Raw genomic sequence first — 18,352 nt, 5'->3', positions numbered from 1 at the left:
TTATTCAATAATTTACGCATTAATCAATAAAAATCCCACTACTCGAATAATGCTAATTCGGTGGGAATAATATAACCATACGAGTCAATTATTCAGCTAATGTGGTAAACGCCCCTCCTGCCGCTGAATGTTGGCGGTCGGCCCTGCTCGGACTACACTCCCGGGAACATCAGCGGGGTATCGGCATGAAGAGACGGGATTTCGTTACCGGCATTGGCGCCGGCGCACTCACCGCCGGCCTGGCAGGCTGTGCCGGCGAACAGTCGGCCGCGCCGGGCGCCGCGTGCGCCGACGCTCCTACCCTGAACTGGAAGATGGTGACCACCTGGCCGCCCAACTTCCCCGGCCTCGGTCGAGGCGCCGCCAATCTGGCCCGGCGCATCGAGGAAGTCTCGGGCGGCCGCATCAAGGTTCACGTCTATGCGGCAGGCGAACTGGTACCGCCGTTCGAGGTGTTCGACGCCGTCTCCCAGGGCACGGCGGAGCTGGGCCACGGCGCCGCCTATTACTGGAAAGGCAAGGTTGAGGCAGGCCAGTTCTTCACCTCGATCCCGTTCGGCCTGAACTCCCACGAGATGAACGGCTGGCTGTTCTACGGCGGCGGCATGGATTTGTGGCGGGAGACCTATGACCCGTTCAACCTCGTGCCCCACGCGGCCGGCAACACGGGCGTGCAGATGGGCGGCTGGTTCAACAAGCCCATCGAGACCTTCGCCGACCTCGATGGGCTGAAGATGCGCATCCCCGGCCTCGGCGGCGAGGTGCTGCGCCGGGCCGGCGGCACGCCGGTCAGCCTGCCCGGCGGCGAGATATTCACCGCCCTGCAGACCGGCAACATCGACGCCACCGAATGGGTCGGCCCCTACAACGACGTCGCCTTCGGCCTGAACAAGGCCGCCCGCTACTATTACTACCCCGGCTGGCACGAGCCGGGCCCGACGCTGGAGTGCATCGTCAACAAGGACGCCTGGGAAAGTCTGCCGCCGGACCTGCAGGCCGTCATCGCCGTGGCCAGCCAGTCCGTCAACAACGACATGCGCGCCGAGTTCGCCTACCGGGACGCCGAGGCGCTGCAGACCATCCTCGCCGACCCGGACATCGAGGTGCGACGCTTCCCCCAGCCGGTGCTGGAGCGCCTGAAGGAGATCACGCGGGACCTCCTCGACGAAATGAGCGCCCGCGACCCGTTGATCGCCAGGATCCGCGCGTCCCAGGAAGCGTTCCTCGAGCGCTCCGCGGTGTTCCAGAGCATCACGGAGCGCGCCTACCTGGAAGCCCGCGACGGCCCGGTAGATTTGTAGGAGGGCCTTCAGGCCCGATCCGCTCTCCCAGACCCCCGTTCTATCGTGGCCGTCATGCGGGGGTATCCATCTTGCTCCCGACAAAAGGTCGCGGCGATGGATACCCCCGCATGACGGCCGCCTCGCGGTGGCCGAGAGGATCCGCCAGTCAGCGGCGCCTGCTGACTCGTGCCAGACCTCTCGGCTACGGGCCCGTCAGCGGGTGGGTGAGGGTGGCGGGGTCGTCCGGGCCGACTGGAGCCAGGACGTCCGACTGAGCGTCCCCGCCACCCTTACCCACCCGATGGCGGGCCTGCGCCAATAGAAGGACGCCACGCCCAGAAGAGCGGGTCAGCCGTAGATGCGGTCGGGGAGCCAGGTGACCAGTTCCGGCCACAGCGCCAGCACGCCCAGGGTGACGAGCTGGATGATCACGAACGGGATCACGCCCCGGTAGATCTGGCCGGTGCGTATCGTTTCCGGCGCCACGCCGCGCAGATAGAACAGCGCAAAGCCGAAGGGCGGCGTCAGGAACGAGGTCTGCAGGTTGATCGCGATCATCACCCCGAGCCACACGGGGTCCAGGCCCATGGCCAGCAGCACGGGCCCCACGATTGGCACCACGACGAAAGTGATTTCGATGAAGTCCAGGACGAAGCCCAGCAGGAACATCACCAGCATCACCACGACGACCGCGCCGAAGACACCGCCGGGCAGGCCGCCGAGGATCTCGGCCACCGCGTCGTCGCCGCCGTAGCCGCGGAACACCACCGAGAACACCGAGGCGCCGATCAGGATCAGGAACACCATGCTGCTCACCCGTACGGTGCCTTCCATGATCTCCCGCAGACGGGGCAGGTCCAGCTGGCGGCGGCCGAGTGCGAGCAGCATGGCGCCCATCGCGCCCACGGCCGCGGCCTCGGTGGGTGTGGCGATCCCTGCCAGGATGGAGCCGAGCACCGCCAGGATCAGCCCGAGCGGCGGCAGCAGTGCCCGGAAAATGCGGGCTCCGAGGTGTTCGCCGGCACCGGTCACCTCGACCGGTGCCGGCATGGATTCCGGCCGCAGCAGCGCGGTCACCGCCACGTAGGCGACGTACAGCGCCACCAGCAGCAGCCCGGGCACCAGCGCGCCCGCGAACAGATCGCCCACCGATACGGTCTCCGGCGAGAAGATGCCCTGCTCCAACTGCGCTTCCTGATAGGCGGACGACAGGACGTCGCCGAGGAGCACCAGGATGATGGACGGCGGGATGATCTGGCCGAGCGTACCCGAAGCGCAGATCGTGCCGCAGGCCACCGACGGCGAGTAGCCCCGTTTCAACATGGTAGGCAGGGAGAGCAGCCCCATGGTCACCACCGTCGCGCCGACGATGCCCGTGCTGGCCGCGAGCAGCATGCCGACGAGGGTGACCGAGATGCCGAGCCCCCCGCGGACCCGGCCGAACAGCGCCGACAGCGTGTCCAACAGTTCCTCGGCAATGCGGGCCCGCTCCAGGGTGATGCCCATGAATACGAACAGCGGCACCGCCACCAGGGTCTCGTTACCCATGATGCCGAAGAGCCGGTTCGGGATGCTCGACAGGAAGGCCGCATCGAAGACGCCGGCCGCGGCGCCGATGCCGGCGAAGACGAGGGCCGTGCCACCCAGGGTGAACGCCACCGGGAAGCCGGCCAGCAGCACCAGAATCACGACCAGAAACAGGACTGCCGACATCCATTCCATGGCTCAGCCCCGGATATCTTCGCTGTCGTCGTCGACGGCCGGCACCCGGTAGCCGCGGGACAGAGTCAGCGCGGAGCGCAGCAACAGGGCGAGCGCCTGCAGTGACACCGTCGCCGGCATCAGCAGCAGGCAGCTCTTCAATAACGGTGTCCAGGGATACGGCAGACCGCCGGCCTCGCGGGACGACTCGCCGATGCGCCAGGAGGTCTCGACGTAGTCCCACGACTGCCACAGGAAGAACGCCATGAGCGGGAGCAGGAGCAGCAGCACGCCGGCGATGTCCACCACCGCCTTGCCCCGCTCGGACAAGCCCCGGTAGAAGACGTCCACCCGCACGTGCTGGTCCTGCTCGAGCGTATACGCCGCACCCAGCATGAACACGGCCGCGTGCATCCAGGTAATGCTCTCCTGCAGCCAGATGAAGCCCGCGTCGAAGACGTAGCGCAGCACGACGACCAGGAACGTCACCAGCACCATGACCAGCGTGAGCCAGGAGATCGTGCGGCCGATCACCGCGCTCACCCGGTCCAGTGCGAGGCCCAGGGCCGCAAGGGTCGCAACGGTCGCCGTGCGGTCAGTCATCCGCGCCGCCGGCCTTCTGGATGCGGCGCAGGAAGACCTGCATCTCCTTCGCCGCCTGCTTGTCGCCCCGCTCCTCGGCCACGGCAATGCCGCGCCGGTACGCGGCCGCCGCGGCCCCGGCGTCGCCGGTATCGGTGAGCGCGCGGCCCAGCAGTTTCCAGGCCGCGGAATAGCCGGGGTCGAGTTCCACCGCCCGTTCGAGGTGGGGCACGGCTTCCGCCGGTTCGGCGGCGGACAACCATTCGTTGCCCAGGGAATAGCGCAGCAGGGCGTCCTCCCGCCCGCTTTCGAGCAGCTTCTGCAATGCCTGCAGACGATCGCCCGCCATCAGCGCCTCCAGAATATCGGCGTCACCAGTACGAGAAGGGTGAATATCTCCAGTCGCCCCATCACCATCGCGAGGATCGCCACCCACTTGCCGAGGGTGGGCACGGTCATGAAGCCGCTGGCCACGTCGCCCAGCCCGGGACCCAGATTATTCAGCACCGCCGCCACCGCCGAGAAGGCGGTCACCTGGTCCAGGCCCGTGGAGAGCATCAGCATCATCATGACGGCGAAGACAACGACGTATACCGAGAAGAAGCCCCACACCGCCTCGATCACCCGGGCCTGCACGGCCCTCGGGCCCAGTTTCACCGGGATCTCGGCACTGGGATGCACCAGTCGCGCGATCTCGCGCACACCCTGCTTGTAGATCAGCAACCAGCGGATCACCTTCATGCCGCCCGCCGTGGAGCCCGCGCAGCCGCCGACGAAGCTCGCGAAGATCAGCAGCACCGGCAGGGCGCCCGGCCAGGCCGAATAGTTGGCGGTGGTGAAACCGGTGGTGGTCGCGATGGAGACCGCCTGGAACAGTCCGTGCTCCGCGGCCTGCAGCGGGCTCTCGTAGGTGCCCCGCAGCGCAAGCACTATGACGATAGTCGCCACCAGCATCATCAGGATGAACGAGTAGGCCCGGAACTCCGGATCCTTGAAGTAGTGGGTAACGCTGCTGTAGCGCCAGGCGAAGAAATGCAGCGAGAAGTTGATGCCGGCCAGGAACATGAACACCACCGCGATGAGGTTGATGGTGGTGGACTGGAAATGGCCGATGCTGAGATCGTGGGTGGAGAAGCCGCCGATGGCGACAGTGCTGAAGCTGTGGCACAGCGCGTCGAACACGCTCATGCCGGCGGCCCAGTAGGCCGCGGCGCAGATGATGGTGAAGCCGAGGTACAGATACCACAGCGCCTTCGCGGTCTCGGTGATGCGCGGCGTGAGCTTGGTATCCTTGATCGGGCCCGGCGTCTCCGCCCGGTAGAGCTGCATGCCGCCGACGCCGAGCATCGGCAGGATGGCGACGGCCAGCACGATGATGCCCATGCCTCCCAGCCACTGCAGCTGCTGGCGGTACCACAGGATCGACCGGGGCAGGGCGTCGAGCCCGGTCAGCACCGTTGCGCCCGTGGTCGTCAGCCCGGACATGGATTCGAACACGGCATCCGTGAAGGACATTGTCGGCACATCGGAGAAATACAGCGGCGCGGCGCCGAAGGTGCCCAGCACCAGCCAGAAAGAGGCCACCACCAGGAAGCCGTCCCGCAGCCTGAGATCGGCGCGGGCGTCGCGGACGGGCAGCCAGAGAAAGAAACCCGCTGCCAGGTTGAGAAGGAAGCCCTCGACGAACGCCAGCCAGCCGCCGTCGCCGTAGATCAGCGAGACCACCACCGGCGGCAGCATCGTCACGCTGAACATCATCAGCAGCAGGCCGAGTATGCGCTGGACGACGACCCGGTTCATCGCTCCGCTGATCCCCGCCGCTGGCTGTGACTCGCAGAGACGGCCATACCGGTCAGACGAAGGACACGCCGACCTGGAAGAGTTCCTCCACGTCCTCGATGCGGCGCCGGTCCGTCATGAAGAGGATCACGTGGTCGTCGGCCTGCACTTCGGTGTCGTGGTGGGCGAATATCACCTGGTCGTCCCGCACCAGTGCGGCGATGGTGGTGCCCCGCGGTATCGGTATGTCCTCGATCTTGCGGCCCACCACCTTCGAGTTCTCCGGCGAGCCGTGGGCCACGGCCTCGATGGCCTCGGCCGCCCCGCGGCGCATGGAATGCACTTTCACCACGTCGCCGCGTCGCACGTGTGCCAGCAGCGAGCCGATGGTGACCTGCTGCGGCGAGATGGCGATGTCGATGGTGCCCGCCTCGACCAGCTCGGCATAGGAGGGTCGGTTGATGAGCGCCATCACCTTGTGCGCGCCCAGCCGCTTTGCCAGCATGGCCGAGAGGATATTCGCTTCCTCCGCGTTGGTGAGCGCGCAGAAGACGTCGGTGGAGTCGATATTCTCCTCGAGCAGCAGCTCCTCGTCGGCGGCGTCACCGACCAGCACGATGGCCTTGGCGAGCTGCTCGGAGATGCGCCGCGCGCGCTCCGGATTGCGCTCGATGATCTTCACCTGGTTGGTCTGCTCCAGCGCCATGGCGAGGCGGAAGCCGATGTTGCCGCCGCCGGCGATGACCACCCGGCGGATGGGGTCGTCGAGCTTGCGCATCTCGCTCATGAACACCCGGATGTCCTTGCGCGCCGCCAGGAAGAAGACCTCGTCGCCCTCGCGGATCACCGTGTCGCCGTCCGGCATGACGCTCTGGCCGTCCCGGTAGATGGCCGCGATGCGGGCCTCCGTGTTCGGGATGTGTTCCTTCATGTTCTTCAGCTGCTGGCCCACCAGCAGGCCGTCCCGGTCGGCCCGGGCGCCCACGAGCCGCACCCGGCCGTCGGCGAACTCCAGCACCTGCAGCGCGCCCGGATACAGTATGAGCTGCTCCACGTACTCGCAGACGAGCTGCTCCGGGCTGATCAGCACGTCCACCGGCAGGGATTCCTGGCTGAACAGCTTCTTCGCGTTCATGTACTCCGCCGCGCGGATACGGGCGATCTTGGTGGGCGTGTGATACAGGGTGTAGGCGATCTGACAGGCGATCATGTTGGTCTCGTCGCTGTCAGTGAGCGCGATCAGGATGTCGGCGTCGCTCGCGCCGGCCCGGGTGAGCACATCCGGATAGGCGGCATGGCCCACCACGGTGCGGATGTCGAGGCGGTCCTGCAGCTCGCGCAGCACTTCCGGGCTGCGGTCGACGACCGTGACCTCGTTGGCTTCCTCCCGGGAGAGGTGATAGGCGGCCGAGGATCCGACCTGCCCTGCGCCGAGTATGAGTATTTTCATGTTCTTGCCGGCTGTCGGCCCCCCGGACCCGGGCCCATTTTACATCAGTTCCAGGTTGGCATAGGTGAGCACCAGCCACTTGGTGCCGGCGCCTTCAAAGTTCACCTGCACCCGGGCGTGGGCGCCCTGGCCTTCGCAGTTCAGCACCACGCCTTCGCCGAACTTGCCGTGGCGCACCCGCTGGCCGAGACGAATGCCGTTCTCGCTGCCGGCAGGCTCGCGGCCGGCCCGTGACGGGCGCCGCGCCGGTGAGACCACGGGCCGGCTGATCTGGGCACGGGGCCGGATCTCCTCAACCAGCTCGGTGGGGATCTCGGCGATGAAGCGCGACGGCAGCGCGAAGCTGTCGGTGCCGTGCAGGCGCCGCTGCTCGGCATAGGTGATGTAGAGCTGACGCATCGCCCGGGTGGTGCCGACGTAGCACAGGCGCCGCTCCTCCTCGAGCCCGCCCGGATCGTTGATGGAGCGCTGGTGGGGGAACAGCCCGTCCTCCATGCCGCAGAGGAAGACCAGCGGGAACTCGAGGCCCTTGGCCGAGTGCAGGGTCATCAGCTGGACGCAGTCCTCCCAGGCATCCGCCTGGCCCTCGCCGGCCTCCAGCGCCGCGTGCGCCAGGAACGCGTCCAGCGGCGGCATGTCGGTGTCGCTCTGCTCCGGGTCGAAACCCCGGGCGGCGCTCACCAGTTCCTCCAGGTTCTCCACCCGGGTGATGGCGCGCTCGCTCTTCTCCTTGCGGAAGTGCTCCACCAGGCCGCTGGCGCCGATGACGTGGTCCACCTGCTCGTGCAGGTCCAGGCCCCTGGTGTCCCGGTCGAGCACCTCGATGAGATTCAGGAAGGCGCGGATGGCGTTGGCAGCGCGCGCATTGACGCCGTCGTCGCTGGCGAGCGCGCCCGCCGCCCGCCACAGCGAGCAGGCGTTGGCGCGGGCGTAGGAGCGCATGGCCTCCACGCTGCGTGCCCCGATGCCCCGCGTCGGCGTGTTCACCACGCGCTCGAAAGAGGCGTCGTCGTCCCGGTTGGCGATGAGCCGCAGGTAGGCGAGCGCGTCCTTGATCTCGGCGCGCTCGAAGAAGCGAAGGCCGCCGTACACCCGGTAGGGGATGCGCGCGTTGACCAGGCCCTCTTCGAGCACGCGGGACTGGGCGTTGGAGCGGTACAGGATGGCGGCGTCGGCACGGGCGTTGCCCTGGGCCACCCAGTCACGGATGCGGTTCACGACGAAGTCGCTCTCGTCGCGCTCGTTGAACGCGGCGTAGATGCGGATGGGCTCGCCTTCGCTGCCATCGGTCCACAGGTTCTTGCCCATGCGCCCGTCGTTGTTGGCGATGATGGCGTTGGCGGCCTCGAGGATGGTGCCGGTCGAGCGGTAGTTCTGCTCGAGCTTCACCACCTTCGCGCCGGGGAAGTCCTTCTGGAAGCGCTGGATGTGCTCGACGCGTGCGCCGCGCCAGCGGTAGATGGACTGGTCGTCGTCGCCCACCACGAAGGGGATGCCGCTGGTGCCGGCCAGCATCCTCAGCCAGGCGTACTGGATGGCGTTGGTGTCCTGGAACTCGTCCACCAGCAGATGGCGGAAGCGGCGCTGGTAATGGGCCAGCAGCTCCGGGTCGTTGCGCCAGAGCTCATGCGCCCGCAGCAGCAGCTCGGCGAAGTCCACGAGGCCGGCGCGGTCGCACTGCTCCTGGTAGGCCCGGTAGAGCTCGATCATGCGCCGCCGGTTCGGGTCGCCGCCGTCGTCCAGGTGGTCCGGCCTGAGACCCTCGTCCTTCTGGTTGTTGATGAACCACTGGACTTCCTTCGGCACCCAGCGTGTCTCGTCCAGCTCCATGCCGCGCAGCATGCGTTTTATCAGCCGCTGCTGGTCGTCGGAATCGATGATCTGGAAGGATTGGGGCAGCCCGGCCTCGCGCCAGTGGCGGCGCAACAGCCGGTGGGCGAGGCCGTGGAAGGTACCGATCCAAAGATGCTGGGCCGGCATGTCCAGCAGGCTCTCGATGCGGCTGCGCATCTCGTTCGCCGCCTTGTTCGTGAAGGTCACTGCGAGCAGGCTCTGGGGCGCGACGCCGCCCACCCGGATCAGCCAGGCGGCGCGGTGCACCAGTACGCGGGTCTTGCCGCTGCCGGCGCCGGCGATCACCAGCACGGGTTCGTCGGGTGCGGTGACCGCTTCCCGCTGAGCGTCGTTCAACGGATCGATGATGGGCGTGACGTCCATGGGCTCGCGTGGATCGTGATGAGCTTGATGTAAGAACGGCGGTGCGGCGGCAGCGGATGCCGGGAGCGGGCGCCGGGGGTGGGAGTATACCGGATGAGTCCGCCGCGCTGGGGCTGGCGCCGCGAACCGGGGGCGGCGCGAGTCGGGTTGGACTTGGGCATGTTCTCCATCCAGGTGAAGAGCTCGGTGTTCTTCACCCTGCCCTCGGACCTGTTCTCCGCCGGCCGGGTGGCCTCGGTGTGGGGAGCGTACGGAGCCGTCGGCAGTCTGGGCGCTGCCCTGTTCGCGCCCATGGCCGGCTGGATCATCCAGAACGACTCCTACCGGCCGCTGTTCGTCGTGGTCTCGCGGCTGCCGATACTCTCGGCCGCGCTGCTGATGATGTTCGTACCGCGGATCCGCCAGGTCTCGGCCGCCTGAGACGCCTCAGCCCGACGCCTTGTCGTTCCTCGCGTCCTTGTCGGCGCGTACGGCGTTCACGGCCTCGGTGAGCGCGGCCACCCGCCGCTCAACCGCTTCGAGCTCGCGCTCCATGGCCGGCTTCTTCCCCTCGTCGGCTTCCTTGATTGCGCCCTCGAGCGCGGTCTTCGCAGCCTGCTGCTCTTCCAGCTCCAACCGCAGGGATTCGCGCTCGCCGGCTTCCTCGGCCTTGTCGAATATCCGGTCCTCGGGTTTTTCCTCCGCCGGTGCCGGTTTCCGCGGCGCCGAGCCTCCATCCGCCTCCGGCGGCATGACCTGAACGCCGTCGCCGATACGCCGCTGGTTCATGAACGTGGGTGAGACGATCTCGATGCCGGCGCCATGCAGCGTGTCTAGGATCGCGCGTCGGAGATTGGAACGCGCCGTCAGCAGGTGCTTCACCTCCGCCAGGAAGCCCGATACCCGATAGGTGACCGAGAAGTCACCGAGCTCGCGCACCTGCACGAAGGGCTCCTCCAGTCCTGCGTCCGATGCCGCTTCCTTCAACAGCGTCTCTATGCGGCGGTGGGCCACGTCGTACCCCAACGACAGCGAAGCCGCGATCATGGTGCCGGAGTAGTGCACGACGGTGACCGGATTGGTGACCAGGTAGAGGTTCGGGATGGTCGTGAGGTCGCGTTCCTCGGTCTGGATCTCGGTGTGGAACAGGCCCCGTTCGGTTACGCGGCCGAACTCCTCGCCGACGCTGACGAAGTCGCCGGGCCGAAAACTCTTCACCATGCGCAGCATGAGGCCTGCCATGGCGTTGGCCACGAAGGTGGTGGAGGACAGCGCGATGACGGCGGTGAGCACGATGCCGATCAGACTCAGCACCTGTCCCCGGGTGTTGTCCGACATGGGCAGCAGCAGCACGACGAGAAGGAGCCCCGCCGCGGTGAGTAGCAGCATCACCAGCTGCCGGGGCAGGCGCGCCTCCGTGCCGAGAGGCTTGCGAGACAGCAGCAGCCACTGCCCCAGCGCGAGGACCGCCGCGACCAGTGCGGCGGCCGCCAGCGCGGGGACGTAGTCGCCGAATGCCCCGATCATGTCGCTCACGCCGCGGGCTGCCGCCCCGCAACGACCGGCGTCGGGCCGGTCATCACCGCCGTCATACGGGCCACCGTCATGGCCACCGTACTAGATGCCCAGCTTGGCCAGTGTGTCCGCGATCTCCCGCAGCACGCGGTAGGTGCGCGGGTGCTCGGCCTGGAAGTTGGTTGCTGTCTCGCGCACCTGGTTGCTGAGCGCGTCGTCGCCTTCCGGCTCTGCTGCGGGCTCCTCGCCCTGATCGAGCAGCCGGTGGATGTCTTCGTCCACCTGGGTCAGCAGCCTGCGCATGTCCTCGTCCAGCTGCCCGGAGCCCTCGAGCTCCCGATGCAGCGTGCGGAGGTGATCCTTCAATCGATCCTTTTCGGTCACTGGCGTATCCGTGTGTCTGCGTGCTGTCCCGATTATGCCACGGGGGCGGGGCGTGCCAGGGCGCCGTCGCTCATCCGAGCAGTTTCGGCGTCGCGAAGGCCATGATCAGGTTCAGCACGGCATGGGCGATCACGCAGGCCTCGAAGCCCATGCGGCGAAACAGCCAGCCCAGGAGCAGCCCCGCCGGGAAGATCTGCGCGAATTTCACCCACTCCGGATCCACGCGGCCGATGTGGCCCAGGGACCACAGCACGGACGAGAGGACGATGGCGGCCCAGTAGCCGACCGCACCGCGGCCGAACAGCGCGCCGAAGTAATTCTGGATACCGAGGCGGAAGGTCAGCTCCTCGCCCAGGGACGTGACCACCAGCGCGGTCAGAAACCAGGCGAGGGCGGCACCCTCCGGCATTTCCCAGGGAGCGAGCTCCCCGCCGGCGGCCGGCCCGGGTGCCGTGACGAGAAACAGGGCCGCACTCCACGCCGCGATGCCGAGGCCGCAGCCGATACCCGCGCCCACGACGGCGAGGGCACCGCCGCGGTGCCCTGCATCCGTCCGCGGACGCAGCAGTGGCAGCGGCTTCAGCCCCAGCCTCTCCGCGGCGGCCAGTCCCACCACCGTCTCGGTCACGGCGCGGGCGATGAGTATGGCGGTGGCGATCAGGTAGAACCAGACCGGCACCACCCGCCGTACCTCGGCTTCGATCAGGTAGACGGCCAGGTCCGCGGCCACCAGCAGCGCTGCCGCCGCAAGACCGTAACGCAGCCAGGGAGGTGCGAAGAGGCGGCGGCCCACCGCCTCGACGAACATCGCGAACAGGATCGCGATCAGTATCAGATTGGCGGAGACGGCCAGTGCATCCATGTGCCGGCTGTCCCCGTCCCCGGATCAGTAGTGGGGCGGCGGCTCGTCTCCCCGGGGCTCGTCCGGGGCGCCCGGCTCGAGCTCTCCGATGCGCTCGAGAGCCAGCGCCAGCCGTGACTCCAGGCTCTCTATCATGCGCAGCTGCGCGGCCACCTCGCCGCTCAGTGTCTCGTTCGCGTCTTCCAGATAGGCCACCTTCGCCTCGACGTTATCGATCCGGTCGTCCGTCATCAGTGTACGTGGCCGTGTTCCACTTCTTCCTCGGTGGCCTCGCGGACTTCCTGGACCTTCACGTCGAAGTGCAGCACCTGGCCGGCCAGCGGGTGGTTGGCGTCGATGGAAACGCCGTCGTCATGCACTTCGCGCACCGTGATGATCTGGGTCTGTCCGTTCGGGCCCTCCGCCTGGAACTGCATGCCGGGCTTCACCTCTTCGACGCCCTGGAAGGCGCTCAGCGGGGCCTTCTGGATCAGGTCCGGGTTCACCGGGCCGTAGGCCTCTTCCGGCTGCACCGTGACCTGCACCTCGTCGCCCTCGGCCTTGCCGGCGAGCGCCTTCTCCAGGCCCGGGATGATGTTCTGCGCACCGTGCAGATATTTCAGCGGCTCGCGGCCCGCGGAGCTGTCGAGCTCGTTCTTCTCGTCGTCGGTCAGGGTGTAGTCGATCGCGACGACGCAGTTTTCAGCAATCTTCACAGGGTTCTCCATAGTGCTCATCAGCGGGGCGGTCGCGGCCACACCGCTTCGTGGATTATCGCGCCCGGAGGCGCCGGCGCGATGCCGGTCCCCGAGCCACTGGCCGTAGGGTAACGTTTTCGGCGCCGTGATGCAGGGCGGGCGGCGCTCTCGCGTCAGGCCAGCGCGCGGTAGAGGAGGTCCAGGCAGAGCACCGTGCCGAAGACGTACGTGCCCAGGGCGCCGAGGAATCGCAACGGGTGCGGGTGGCGCAGCGACGGCGCCAGCAGCATGCCCGCGACGATCATGTAGCGGCTGGCCGTGGCCCCGATCATGATCCACTGCAGCCAGGCCGCGCTGGTGGCGGTGCCGGCCACCCAGATCAGCAGCGCCAGCATGGGCGCGTATTCGATGGTGTTGCCGTGGGCGCGCACCAGCTTGTGCAGCGGGTCGGCGGGGTCGTCGGGGTAGCCGATGCCGGTCCTGCCACGACGCCGTGCCAGCGACACGGCCAAGCCGAGGAGGAAAACGAGCAGCCCCAGCAGTGCGATGCAGATCGCCATTACGGTCATCGTCGTGCTCCTGCCGGCCGCTCAGCCGGCGTAGGAATAGGGGCCGCCGCGCTCGAGCGCCCGGCGGTAGGCGGGCCGCGAGTGCACGCGCTCGACGAAGGCGCGGATGCGGGGGCAGGCGTCGCCGACGCCGCCCCGGGCCACCGCGGCCTCGAGGGGGAAGCTCATCTGCACGTCGGCGCCGGTGAGTTCCTCCCCGGCAAACCAGCTGCTGCGGCCCAGTTCCTCCTCGATGAAGCCCAGGTTCTGCTCGAGGCGCGGCTCGATGAACGACTTTCTGACTCCGGCGCCGATGAGGCCGCCGACGGGCCGCAGCAGCAGCGGCATCGGCGGCTGCGACAGGCGCTCGAACACCAGCCCCATGACGAACAGCGGCATCAGTGTGCCTTCGGCGTAGTGCAGCCAGTAGGTATAGCGCAGGCGCTCGTCGGAGTCCGCGGGCGGGATCAGCCTGCCGCCGCCGTGGCGCGCTATCAGGTATTCGATGATGGCGCCCGATTCCGCCACGACGCGCCCGTCCTCTTCGATCACCGGCGATTTGCCCAGCGGGTGCACCTCCTTCAGGGAGTCGGGGCCGAGCATGGTCTCGGGGTCACGCTCGTAGCGGCGGATCTCGTAGTCGGCGCCCAGTTCCTCGAGCAGCCACAGCACGCGCTGGGAGCGCGAGTCTTCCAGGTGATGGACGGTGATCATGTTCTCTCCTCGTTACGGCACGCTGGCGCAAGCCCGGCTGCGCGCCGGCGCACAGGGTACCGCAACGGGAGCCGTCAGTGCGCTCTCACCCGCTCCCGGAACTCCCGCGTGGTGTTCACGTGGGGGAATGGCATGTCCGGCACCGCGACGCCGAGCGCCTGGCACAGCGGTTCCCAGCCCGCGCCGGTGGGCCAGTCGATGAGCCGCTCGGGCGGTACCGCAGCGCGCACCGCCGCGTTGTGCCGCTCATAGGCCTCCAGGCAGGCGTTGTCGTCCTCTAGCCGGTCGGTGAAGCGATCGCGCATGATCGTGTGGATCATGTCCCCCCACGGCGTGTCCTCGTCTTCTTCCATCGCCTGGAAGATGGTGGCCCGGGCGCTCAGGAGCCAGTCTTCGGCGCGGCGGTGGGACAGGACCACGAAGGCATGCGGGAACGCCTCGGTGAGTTCGGGCCAGAACGCGGCCGCCGGCCAGTCCTCCGTGCTGGCGTAGTCACCGAGCAAACGCCGCCAGTCGGGCATGCGCCCTTCCGCGGCGGCCTTCCAGACGGTTTCGTGCTGCCGGTGCGCGAGCACCTCGTCCATGTCGTAGCAGCGTCCGCCGAGCAGGTGTTCGAGCGCGCATTTCAGCGAATGGGTGCCCGTCCTGCCGACCCCCGCGCCGATGACGCGGACACCTGTTGTCGACTCGTTCACTGGTCCCTCCTTCCGATGCCGGCCCGCGTGGACGGGAACCCCCGGCCGGGTGCCGGCGCTCGCTGGTGGCTGTCTCGATACGAGCCAGTTTCGCTCCGCGGGCGCGGCGTGTAACTATGGGATTTACGCAAGACGCCGGGAGGCAAACGCCGATGGCCGCAAGCCTGGCCGCAGACGCCGTACTCTTGCTGCACGCGGCGTTCATCGTCTTCGTCGTGGCCGGCGGCCTGCTCGCGCTGCGCTGGCCGCTGGCGGCCGCGGTGCATCTGCCCTGCGCCGCGTGGGGGGCCGGCATCGAGTTCACCGGCGGCGTCTGCCCGCTGACACCACTGGAGCAGCGCCTGCGGGCGAGCGCGGGAGAGGCGGGCTACAGCGGCGGTTTCATCGAGCACTACCTGCTGCCACTGATCTACCCCGCCGGTCTGACGCCAGCGGTGCAGCTGCTGCTCGGCAGCGGAGTGATCCTCGTCAACCTCGTGGTCTACGGCATCGTGCTGCGGCGCCGGCGGGCCGGCAGGCGCGGGCGCTAGAAGCTGCGCTTCCCTTCCACGCTGATCTGCACCGTATCGAGGGAGTCGTCGCCGTCCAGGGGGAAGGCGATGTCGATGTGGACTACCTTCTCGCTGCCGCCCCGGGTGGGGGCGAGGCGAAGGCCGAAGCCCGCGTCCTTCAGCAGGCCGAGGCTGTCGCCGCCCACCGGGTTGTCGCCCCAGGTGCGGCCGATGTCGGCGAAGACCGCACCGCCCACACGGAAGAAGCGCCACGGATACCAGTCCGTGAAGTAGCGCTGCTCGATGGTGAAGACCGCGCTCGCTTCACCGGTCTGGTAGCGGAGGGGGTAGCCGCGCAGGCCGGTGTCGCCGCCCAGCTGCAGCGGGTTGTCCAGGTCCAGGTTCTCGCTTACCGCACCGTGCAGGGTCATGAAGAAAAGCCGTTTCTCCGACTGCTTGTGGTAATAGCGGATGGAGCCGCGCAGCAGCCCGTTTTCGATGTTGCCGGACTCCAGCCGCGCCGATGCCCGGGCATCCAGCAGCAGCATGCGGTCGGCGGGCGTGCCGTAGCCGCGGCTGGCGGCGCCGGAGACGATCCACGCCTCCCGATCCGCGCCGAACGACTCGTTGCTCCAGCCGATGCTCGCCGACAGCCGGGCGCCGAGGAAGAAGTCTTCCGTGCGGCCGATCTGGTCGTGGTTCGTGGTTTCCGTATAGCGGTCCTCGATGATCTCGACGCCGATATAGGGATAGACGAGCTTGCGATCCTCCGGCACCGGCCCGGCCCGGACGAGATCGTCCGGCGGGCCGAATACGTTGTCGTCGTAGACCACGCCTGCGCGCCAGCGCCGCGTCCAGCCCTCGCTGAGCCCCGCCGACCAGCCGTACCAGGCGTGCAGCAGATCCTCCTCGTGGCGGTAGTCGACCACCTCGTCGCCCAGCTCGTACAGCGATTCCTCCCGGTCGTCCGTGATTCCGGTGAAGCCGCCGGCGCGGCGGGTGTCGAGGGCGTAGAAAGGCCGCCAGACACTGACGGCCTGGGTGGAGCCGTCCGTGTTGTCGGAGTAGGTCAGATCCACCGAGATCCAGTTGCGCCCGAGCTGGCGGTCGGAATAGGTGATGCGGCGGGAATCCCGGTCGACGTCGTTCTCGAATTCCAGCGCAATGGTCGCGCCGGTGCCGAGGAAGTTCTGGTCCTCGACCCCTACCAGCGAGCGGTTTTCCCCGCCGGAGCGCGACAGCGACAGCGAGGGTTCCAGCGTCCACACGTCGCGGGTGCGCACCAGCACGTCCACCTCGCCGTCCTCGTAGGCCACCGGCACCACCAGCGCGTCGAACAGGAAGCCGTTGCCGCGCAGGATCCGCTCGGACTCCGCGAGCAGGCGCGGATCGTAGGGTTCGCCGCTCGCAAACAGGAGCTGGCTGGTGATGACCGAGGGCCGGGTCAGCGGGTGCAGCCGGTTGGCCAGCCGGTACAGCACCTTGTCCTCTTCCGGCTGGCTCGTGTCGAAGATCTGCTGGCGGTCGAGGCGGACATCGCCGATCACGGCCCCCATCGCCACCAGTTGCTCGTCGCTCGGCAGGCTCTCGGGCCGTTCGTAGCTGAAGGCGGGCTCCGGCCCCGCCGGCTCATCGGCCACGGTCGGCGCGGCCGCCAGCAGCGCGAACATCACCGTGGCGGCATACCACCCCACGCTCAGCGGTTGCGGCCGTAGCTCTCGTGGCTGGATACCCATTCGTCGGCCACGATGGCGCCGCCCAGCGAGAGCTCCCCGCAGAGCACGGTCGCGGCCACGATCTCTGCCAGTTTCAGCACCTTGCCCTTGCCGTAACATCCGAGTACCTCCAGGCACTCCCGCTGGGTCGGCAGTCCCGTGCCGCCGCCGTGGGTGGCGACGATAAGGGACGGTAGCGTGATGGAGAAATAATAATCCCCTTCCGGGGTCAGTTCCGCGTGGATGATGCCGGCACTCGACTCCGCGACGTTGGCCACATCCTGGCCGGTGGCGATGAAAATGGCCGTGATGGCGTTCGCGGAATGGGCGCCGTTGTTGTTCGCCCCGGACAGCATGGCACCGAGATTCGCGACCTGTCGACCCCGTAGCACCAGGCTGGCCGGCGCATGGGTCACCGAGGTCAGCAGGTCGCCGGGGATGATGGCCTCGGCGGTCACCCGCTTGCCCCGGGTGTGCAACACATTGACCTGGGAGCTCTTCTTGTCCGTGGCGAAGTTCGACTCGAGGTAGTAATGGTCGATGCCCGGATAATTGGCCTTGATCCAGTCGCAGGCCGCCCGGGTCGCCCGGGTCACCATGTTCTGGCCGGCCGCGTCACCGGTGGTGTAGTCGAAACGCAGGTAGCGGAAACGGCTGGCCGAGTACTGCTCGATGTTGCGCAGTTTCGCGACGCTGCTCGTCGACTCCGCCTGCTCGCGGATCGCGTCGATGTTCTCCTCGATCCAGATGCCGAACTCGCGCGCATCCCGCGCGCTCTTGAAGATGAATGCGGGGGCCCGCTGCATGCAGTCGTCGTGCACCGTCGTGCGCACGCCGCCGGCGGCACGGAGCAGCTTCATGCCCCGGTTGTAACTGGCCACCAGCGTGCCTTCGGTGGTGGCCAGGGGAATGTAGAACTCCCCTTCGGCGTGTTCGCCGTGCACGAGCAGCGGCCCCGCCAGCCCGATCGGGACCTGGGCCACGCCGATGAAGTTCTCGATGTTGCCGGGCAGCGCCGACGGCTCGAAGGAGAACTGGCCGACGTGCCTCAGCCTGACGCCGGTGCGCTCGCCAACGAAGCCTCGCCGCTTCTCGGCCATCTCGGGGGTGTAGTCGTCGTCGCGCGACCTTGGCACTGATTCCGTCATTGGGGAGCCACTCCACTTTCTCTGGACATAAAAAAACGGGCAGCCTGCAAGGCCGCTCGTGCCCATGGTAACCGGCAGGGATGCCGCGAACAGTCGCAGTTTCCGCAATGTGACGGCGGCGGGCCCGCGCGGCAGCACATCGGAGCGGCGGGAGCGGAGATCAGCTGTGGCTGTCGAGGCGCGGGTGTGGCCGGCGTGCGGGGCGGCTCAGCGCCGAGGTTGCTCGGCGCTCTCTGCGCAGCCGATGCACAGCGCGGCGGCCGGATCGAGTTCGAGGCGCTTCGGATTGATGGCTGCGCCGCAGCGCACGCAGCGGCCGTATTCGTCTTCGTCCAGGCGCTGCAGCGCGGCGCGGATGCGCAGGATGTTCTCGCTGCGCCGCCGGCTGGTCGCCCGGGACATGGCCTGGGCCTGCAGGGCGTCCATCCGCGACAGCCGCCCCACGCGTGCCTGGTCCAGCTCCACCGTCCGCCCGGCGTCCTCGCCTGCCTCCCCGGCCGCGACGATCTCTTCCAGCAGGGCCGTGAGCTTCTTCCGGACCTGGGCGTTTTGCTGCGAGAAGGTCATAACCGCAGTCGAGTCTACAGACCCGCACGGGCCGGGGGCGTGAAC

Annotated in this window: 20 protein-coding genes; 3 read left to right on the top strand and 17 right to left on the bottom strand. The window is 67.9% G+C overall.

Going from position 1 to position 18,352, the window contains the following annotated elements:
* Positions 1-185: 185 nt before the first annotated feature.
* Positions 186-1,301, top strand: coding sequence for a TRAP transporter substrate-binding protein (locus ACJMKX_RS11510; RefSeq protein ID WP_405225244.1), 1,116 nt, complete (start codon positions 186-188; stop codon positions 1,299-1,301).
* Between the two features lie 330 nt (positions 1,302-1,631).
* Here the strand turns inward: ACJMKX_RS11510 and ACJMKX_RS11505 are convergent, their stop codons facing one another.
* The 6 genes from ACJMKX_RS11505 to uvrD are packed head-to-tail and all read right to left on the bottom strand — an operon-like array spanning position 1,632 to position 9,012.
* A complete protein-coding gene (locus tag ACJMKX_RS11505) occupies positions 1,632-3,005 on the bottom strand; it encodes a TRAP transporter large permease (protein ID WP_405225241.1) in 1,374 nt (457 codons plus the stop codon).
* Positions 3,006-3,008: 3 nt separating this feature from the next.
* Positions 3,009-3,587 carry a TRAP transporter small permease subunit gene (locus tag ACJMKX_RS11500; RefSeq protein WP_405225238.1) on the bottom strand — a complete coding sequence of 193 codons (579 nt, stop codon included), beginning with the start codon at positions 3,585-3,587 and terminating at the stop codon, positions 3,009-3,011.
* On the bottom strand, positions 3,580-3,915 hold the full coding sequence (locus tag ACJMKX_RS11495; RefSeq protein ID WP_405225235.1) for a tetratricopeptide repeat protein: 336 nt from the start codon (positions 3,913-3,915) through the stop codon (positions 3,580-3,582). The genes ACJMKX_RS11500 and ACJMKX_RS11495 overlap by 8 nt, the downstream gene beginning before the upstream one ends.
* Positions 3,915-5,366, bottom strand: coding sequence for a TrkH family potassium uptake protein (locus ACJMKX_RS11490; protein WP_405225232.1), 1,452 nt, complete (start codon positions 5,364-5,366; stop codon positions 3,915-3,917). Before ACJMKX_RS11490 ends, ACJMKX_RS11495 begins: the two co-directional genes overlap by 1 nt.
* A gap of 52 nt (positions 5,367-5,418) precedes the next feature.
* Positions 5,419-6,795, bottom strand: coding sequence for a Trk system potassium transporter TrkA (trkA, locus tag ACJMKX_RS11485; protein ID WP_405225229.1), 1,377 nt, complete (start codon positions 6,793-6,795; stop codon positions 5,419-5,421).
* Between the two features lie 39 nt (positions 6,796-6,834).
* Entirely contained in the window at positions 6,835-9,012 is a 2,178-nt protein-coding gene (gene uvrD, locus ACJMKX_RS11480) for a DNA helicase II (RefSeq protein ID WP_405225227.1), read from the bottom strand.
* 93 nt (positions 9,013-9,105) lie between these two features.
* Here uvrD and ACJMKX_RS11475 point away from each other — a divergent pair, with 93 nt between their 5' ends.
* The gene (locus ACJMKX_RS11475; RefSeq protein ID WP_405225224.1) at positions 9,106-9,432 is read left to right on the top strand and encodes a hypothetical protein; all 327 of its coding nucleotides are present in this window, start codon (positions 9,106-9,108) and stop codon (positions 9,430-9,432) included.
* A 6-nt stretch (positions 9,433-9,438) separates the two neighbouring features.
* Here the strand turns inward: ACJMKX_RS11475 and ACJMKX_RS11470 are convergent, their stop codons facing one another.
* From ACJMKX_RS11470 to ACJMKX_RS11435, 8 genes are all read right to left on the bottom strand, one after another.
* A complete protein-coding gene (locus ACJMKX_RS11470) occupies positions 9,439-10,518 on the bottom strand; it encodes a mechanosensitive ion channel family protein (protein ID WP_405226621.1) in 1,080 nt (359 codons plus the stop codon).
* Between the two features lie 90 nt (positions 10,519-10,608).
* Positions 10,609-10,872: a DUF4404 family protein gene (locus ACJMKX_RS11465; RefSeq protein WP_405225222.1), complete on the bottom strand. Its 264-nt coding sequence runs from the start codon at positions 10,870-10,872 to the stop codon at positions 10,609-10,611.
* 88 nt (positions 10,873-10,960) lie between these two features.
* Entirely contained in the window at positions 10,961-11,752 is a 792-nt protein-coding gene (locus tag ACJMKX_RS11460) for a CPBP family intramembrane glutamic endopeptidase (RefSeq protein ID WP_405225219.1), read from the bottom strand.
* Positions 11,753-11,776: 24 nt separating this feature from the next.
* Entirely contained in the window at positions 11,777-11,983 is a 207-nt protein-coding gene (locus tag ACJMKX_RS11455; protein ID WP_405225216.1) for a SlyX family protein, read from the bottom strand.
* Positions 11,983-12,447: an FKBP-type peptidyl-prolyl cis-trans isomerase gene (locus tag ACJMKX_RS11450; protein WP_405225213.1), complete on the bottom strand. Its 465-nt coding sequence runs from the start codon at positions 12,445-12,447 to the stop codon at positions 11,983-11,985. The genes ACJMKX_RS11455 and ACJMKX_RS11450 overlap by 1 nt, the downstream gene beginning before the upstream one ends.
* Before the next feature lie 155 nt (positions 12,448-12,602).
* Positions 12,603-12,998, bottom strand: coding sequence for an MAPEG family protein (locus tag ACJMKX_RS11445; RefSeq protein ID WP_405225210.1), 396 nt, complete (start codon positions 12,996-12,998; stop codon positions 12,603-12,605).
* A gap of 21 nt (positions 12,999-13,019) precedes the next feature.
* Positions 13,020-13,691 carry a glutathione S-transferase family protein gene (locus tag ACJMKX_RS11440; protein WP_405225207.1) on the bottom strand — a complete coding sequence of 224 codons (672 nt, stop codon included), beginning with the start codon at positions 13,689-13,691 and terminating at the stop codon, positions 13,020-13,022.
* Positions 13,692-13,765: 74 nt separating this feature from the next.
* The gene (locus ACJMKX_RS11435; protein WP_405225204.1) at positions 13,766-14,386 is read right to left on the bottom strand and encodes a sulfotransferase family protein; all 621 of its coding nucleotides are present in this window, start codon (positions 14,384-14,386) and stop codon (positions 13,766-13,768) included.
* A gap of 152 nt (positions 14,387-14,538) precedes the next feature.
* Here ACJMKX_RS11435 and ACJMKX_RS11430 point away from each other — a divergent pair, with 152 nt between their 5' ends.
* A complete protein-coding gene (locus tag ACJMKX_RS11430; protein ID WP_405225201.1) occupies positions 14,539-14,916 on the top strand; it encodes a DUF2784 domain-containing protein in 378 nt (125 codons plus the stop codon).
* On the opposite strand, the gene ACJMKX_RS11425 is transcribed toward ACJMKX_RS11430, so the two are convergent.
* The 3 genes from ACJMKX_RS11425 to ACJMKX_RS11415 all read right to left on the bottom strand — a co-directional run bounded on the left by ACJMKX_RS11425 (position 14,913) and on the right by ACJMKX_RS11415 (position 18,307).
* Entirely contained in the window at positions 14,913-16,571 is a 1,659-nt protein-coding gene (locus ACJMKX_RS11425) for a BamA/TamA family outer membrane protein (protein ID WP_405225198.1), read from the bottom strand. The two genes, ACJMKX_RS11430 and ACJMKX_RS11425, sit on opposite strands and share 4 nt — an antisense overlap.
* Positions 16,572-16,573: 2 nt before the next feature.
* Positions 16,574-17,740, bottom strand: coding sequence for a hydroxymethylglutaryl-CoA reductase (locus ACJMKX_RS11420; protein ID WP_405225195.1), 1,167 nt, complete (start codon positions 17,738-17,740; stop codon positions 16,574-16,576).
* Between the two features lie 207 nt (positions 17,741-17,947).
* Complete coding sequence (locus ACJMKX_RS11415) at positions 17,948-18,307, bottom strand: TraR/DksA family transcriptional regulator (protein WP_405225192.1); 360 nt, start codon at positions 18,305-18,307, stop codon at positions 17,948-17,950.
* Between the last annotated feature and the right edge of the window lie 45 nt (positions 18,308-18,352).

It is taken from the genome of Lentisalinibacter sediminis (assembly GCF_040706615.1).
GTDB lineage: Bacteria > Pseudomonadota > Gammaproteobacteria > Steroidobacterales > Woeseiaceae > Lentisalinibacter > Lentisalinibacter sediminis.
The sequence above is the reverse complement of the archived record's forward strand: the minus strand, read 5'-3'. Positions and strand labels throughout refer to the sequence as shown.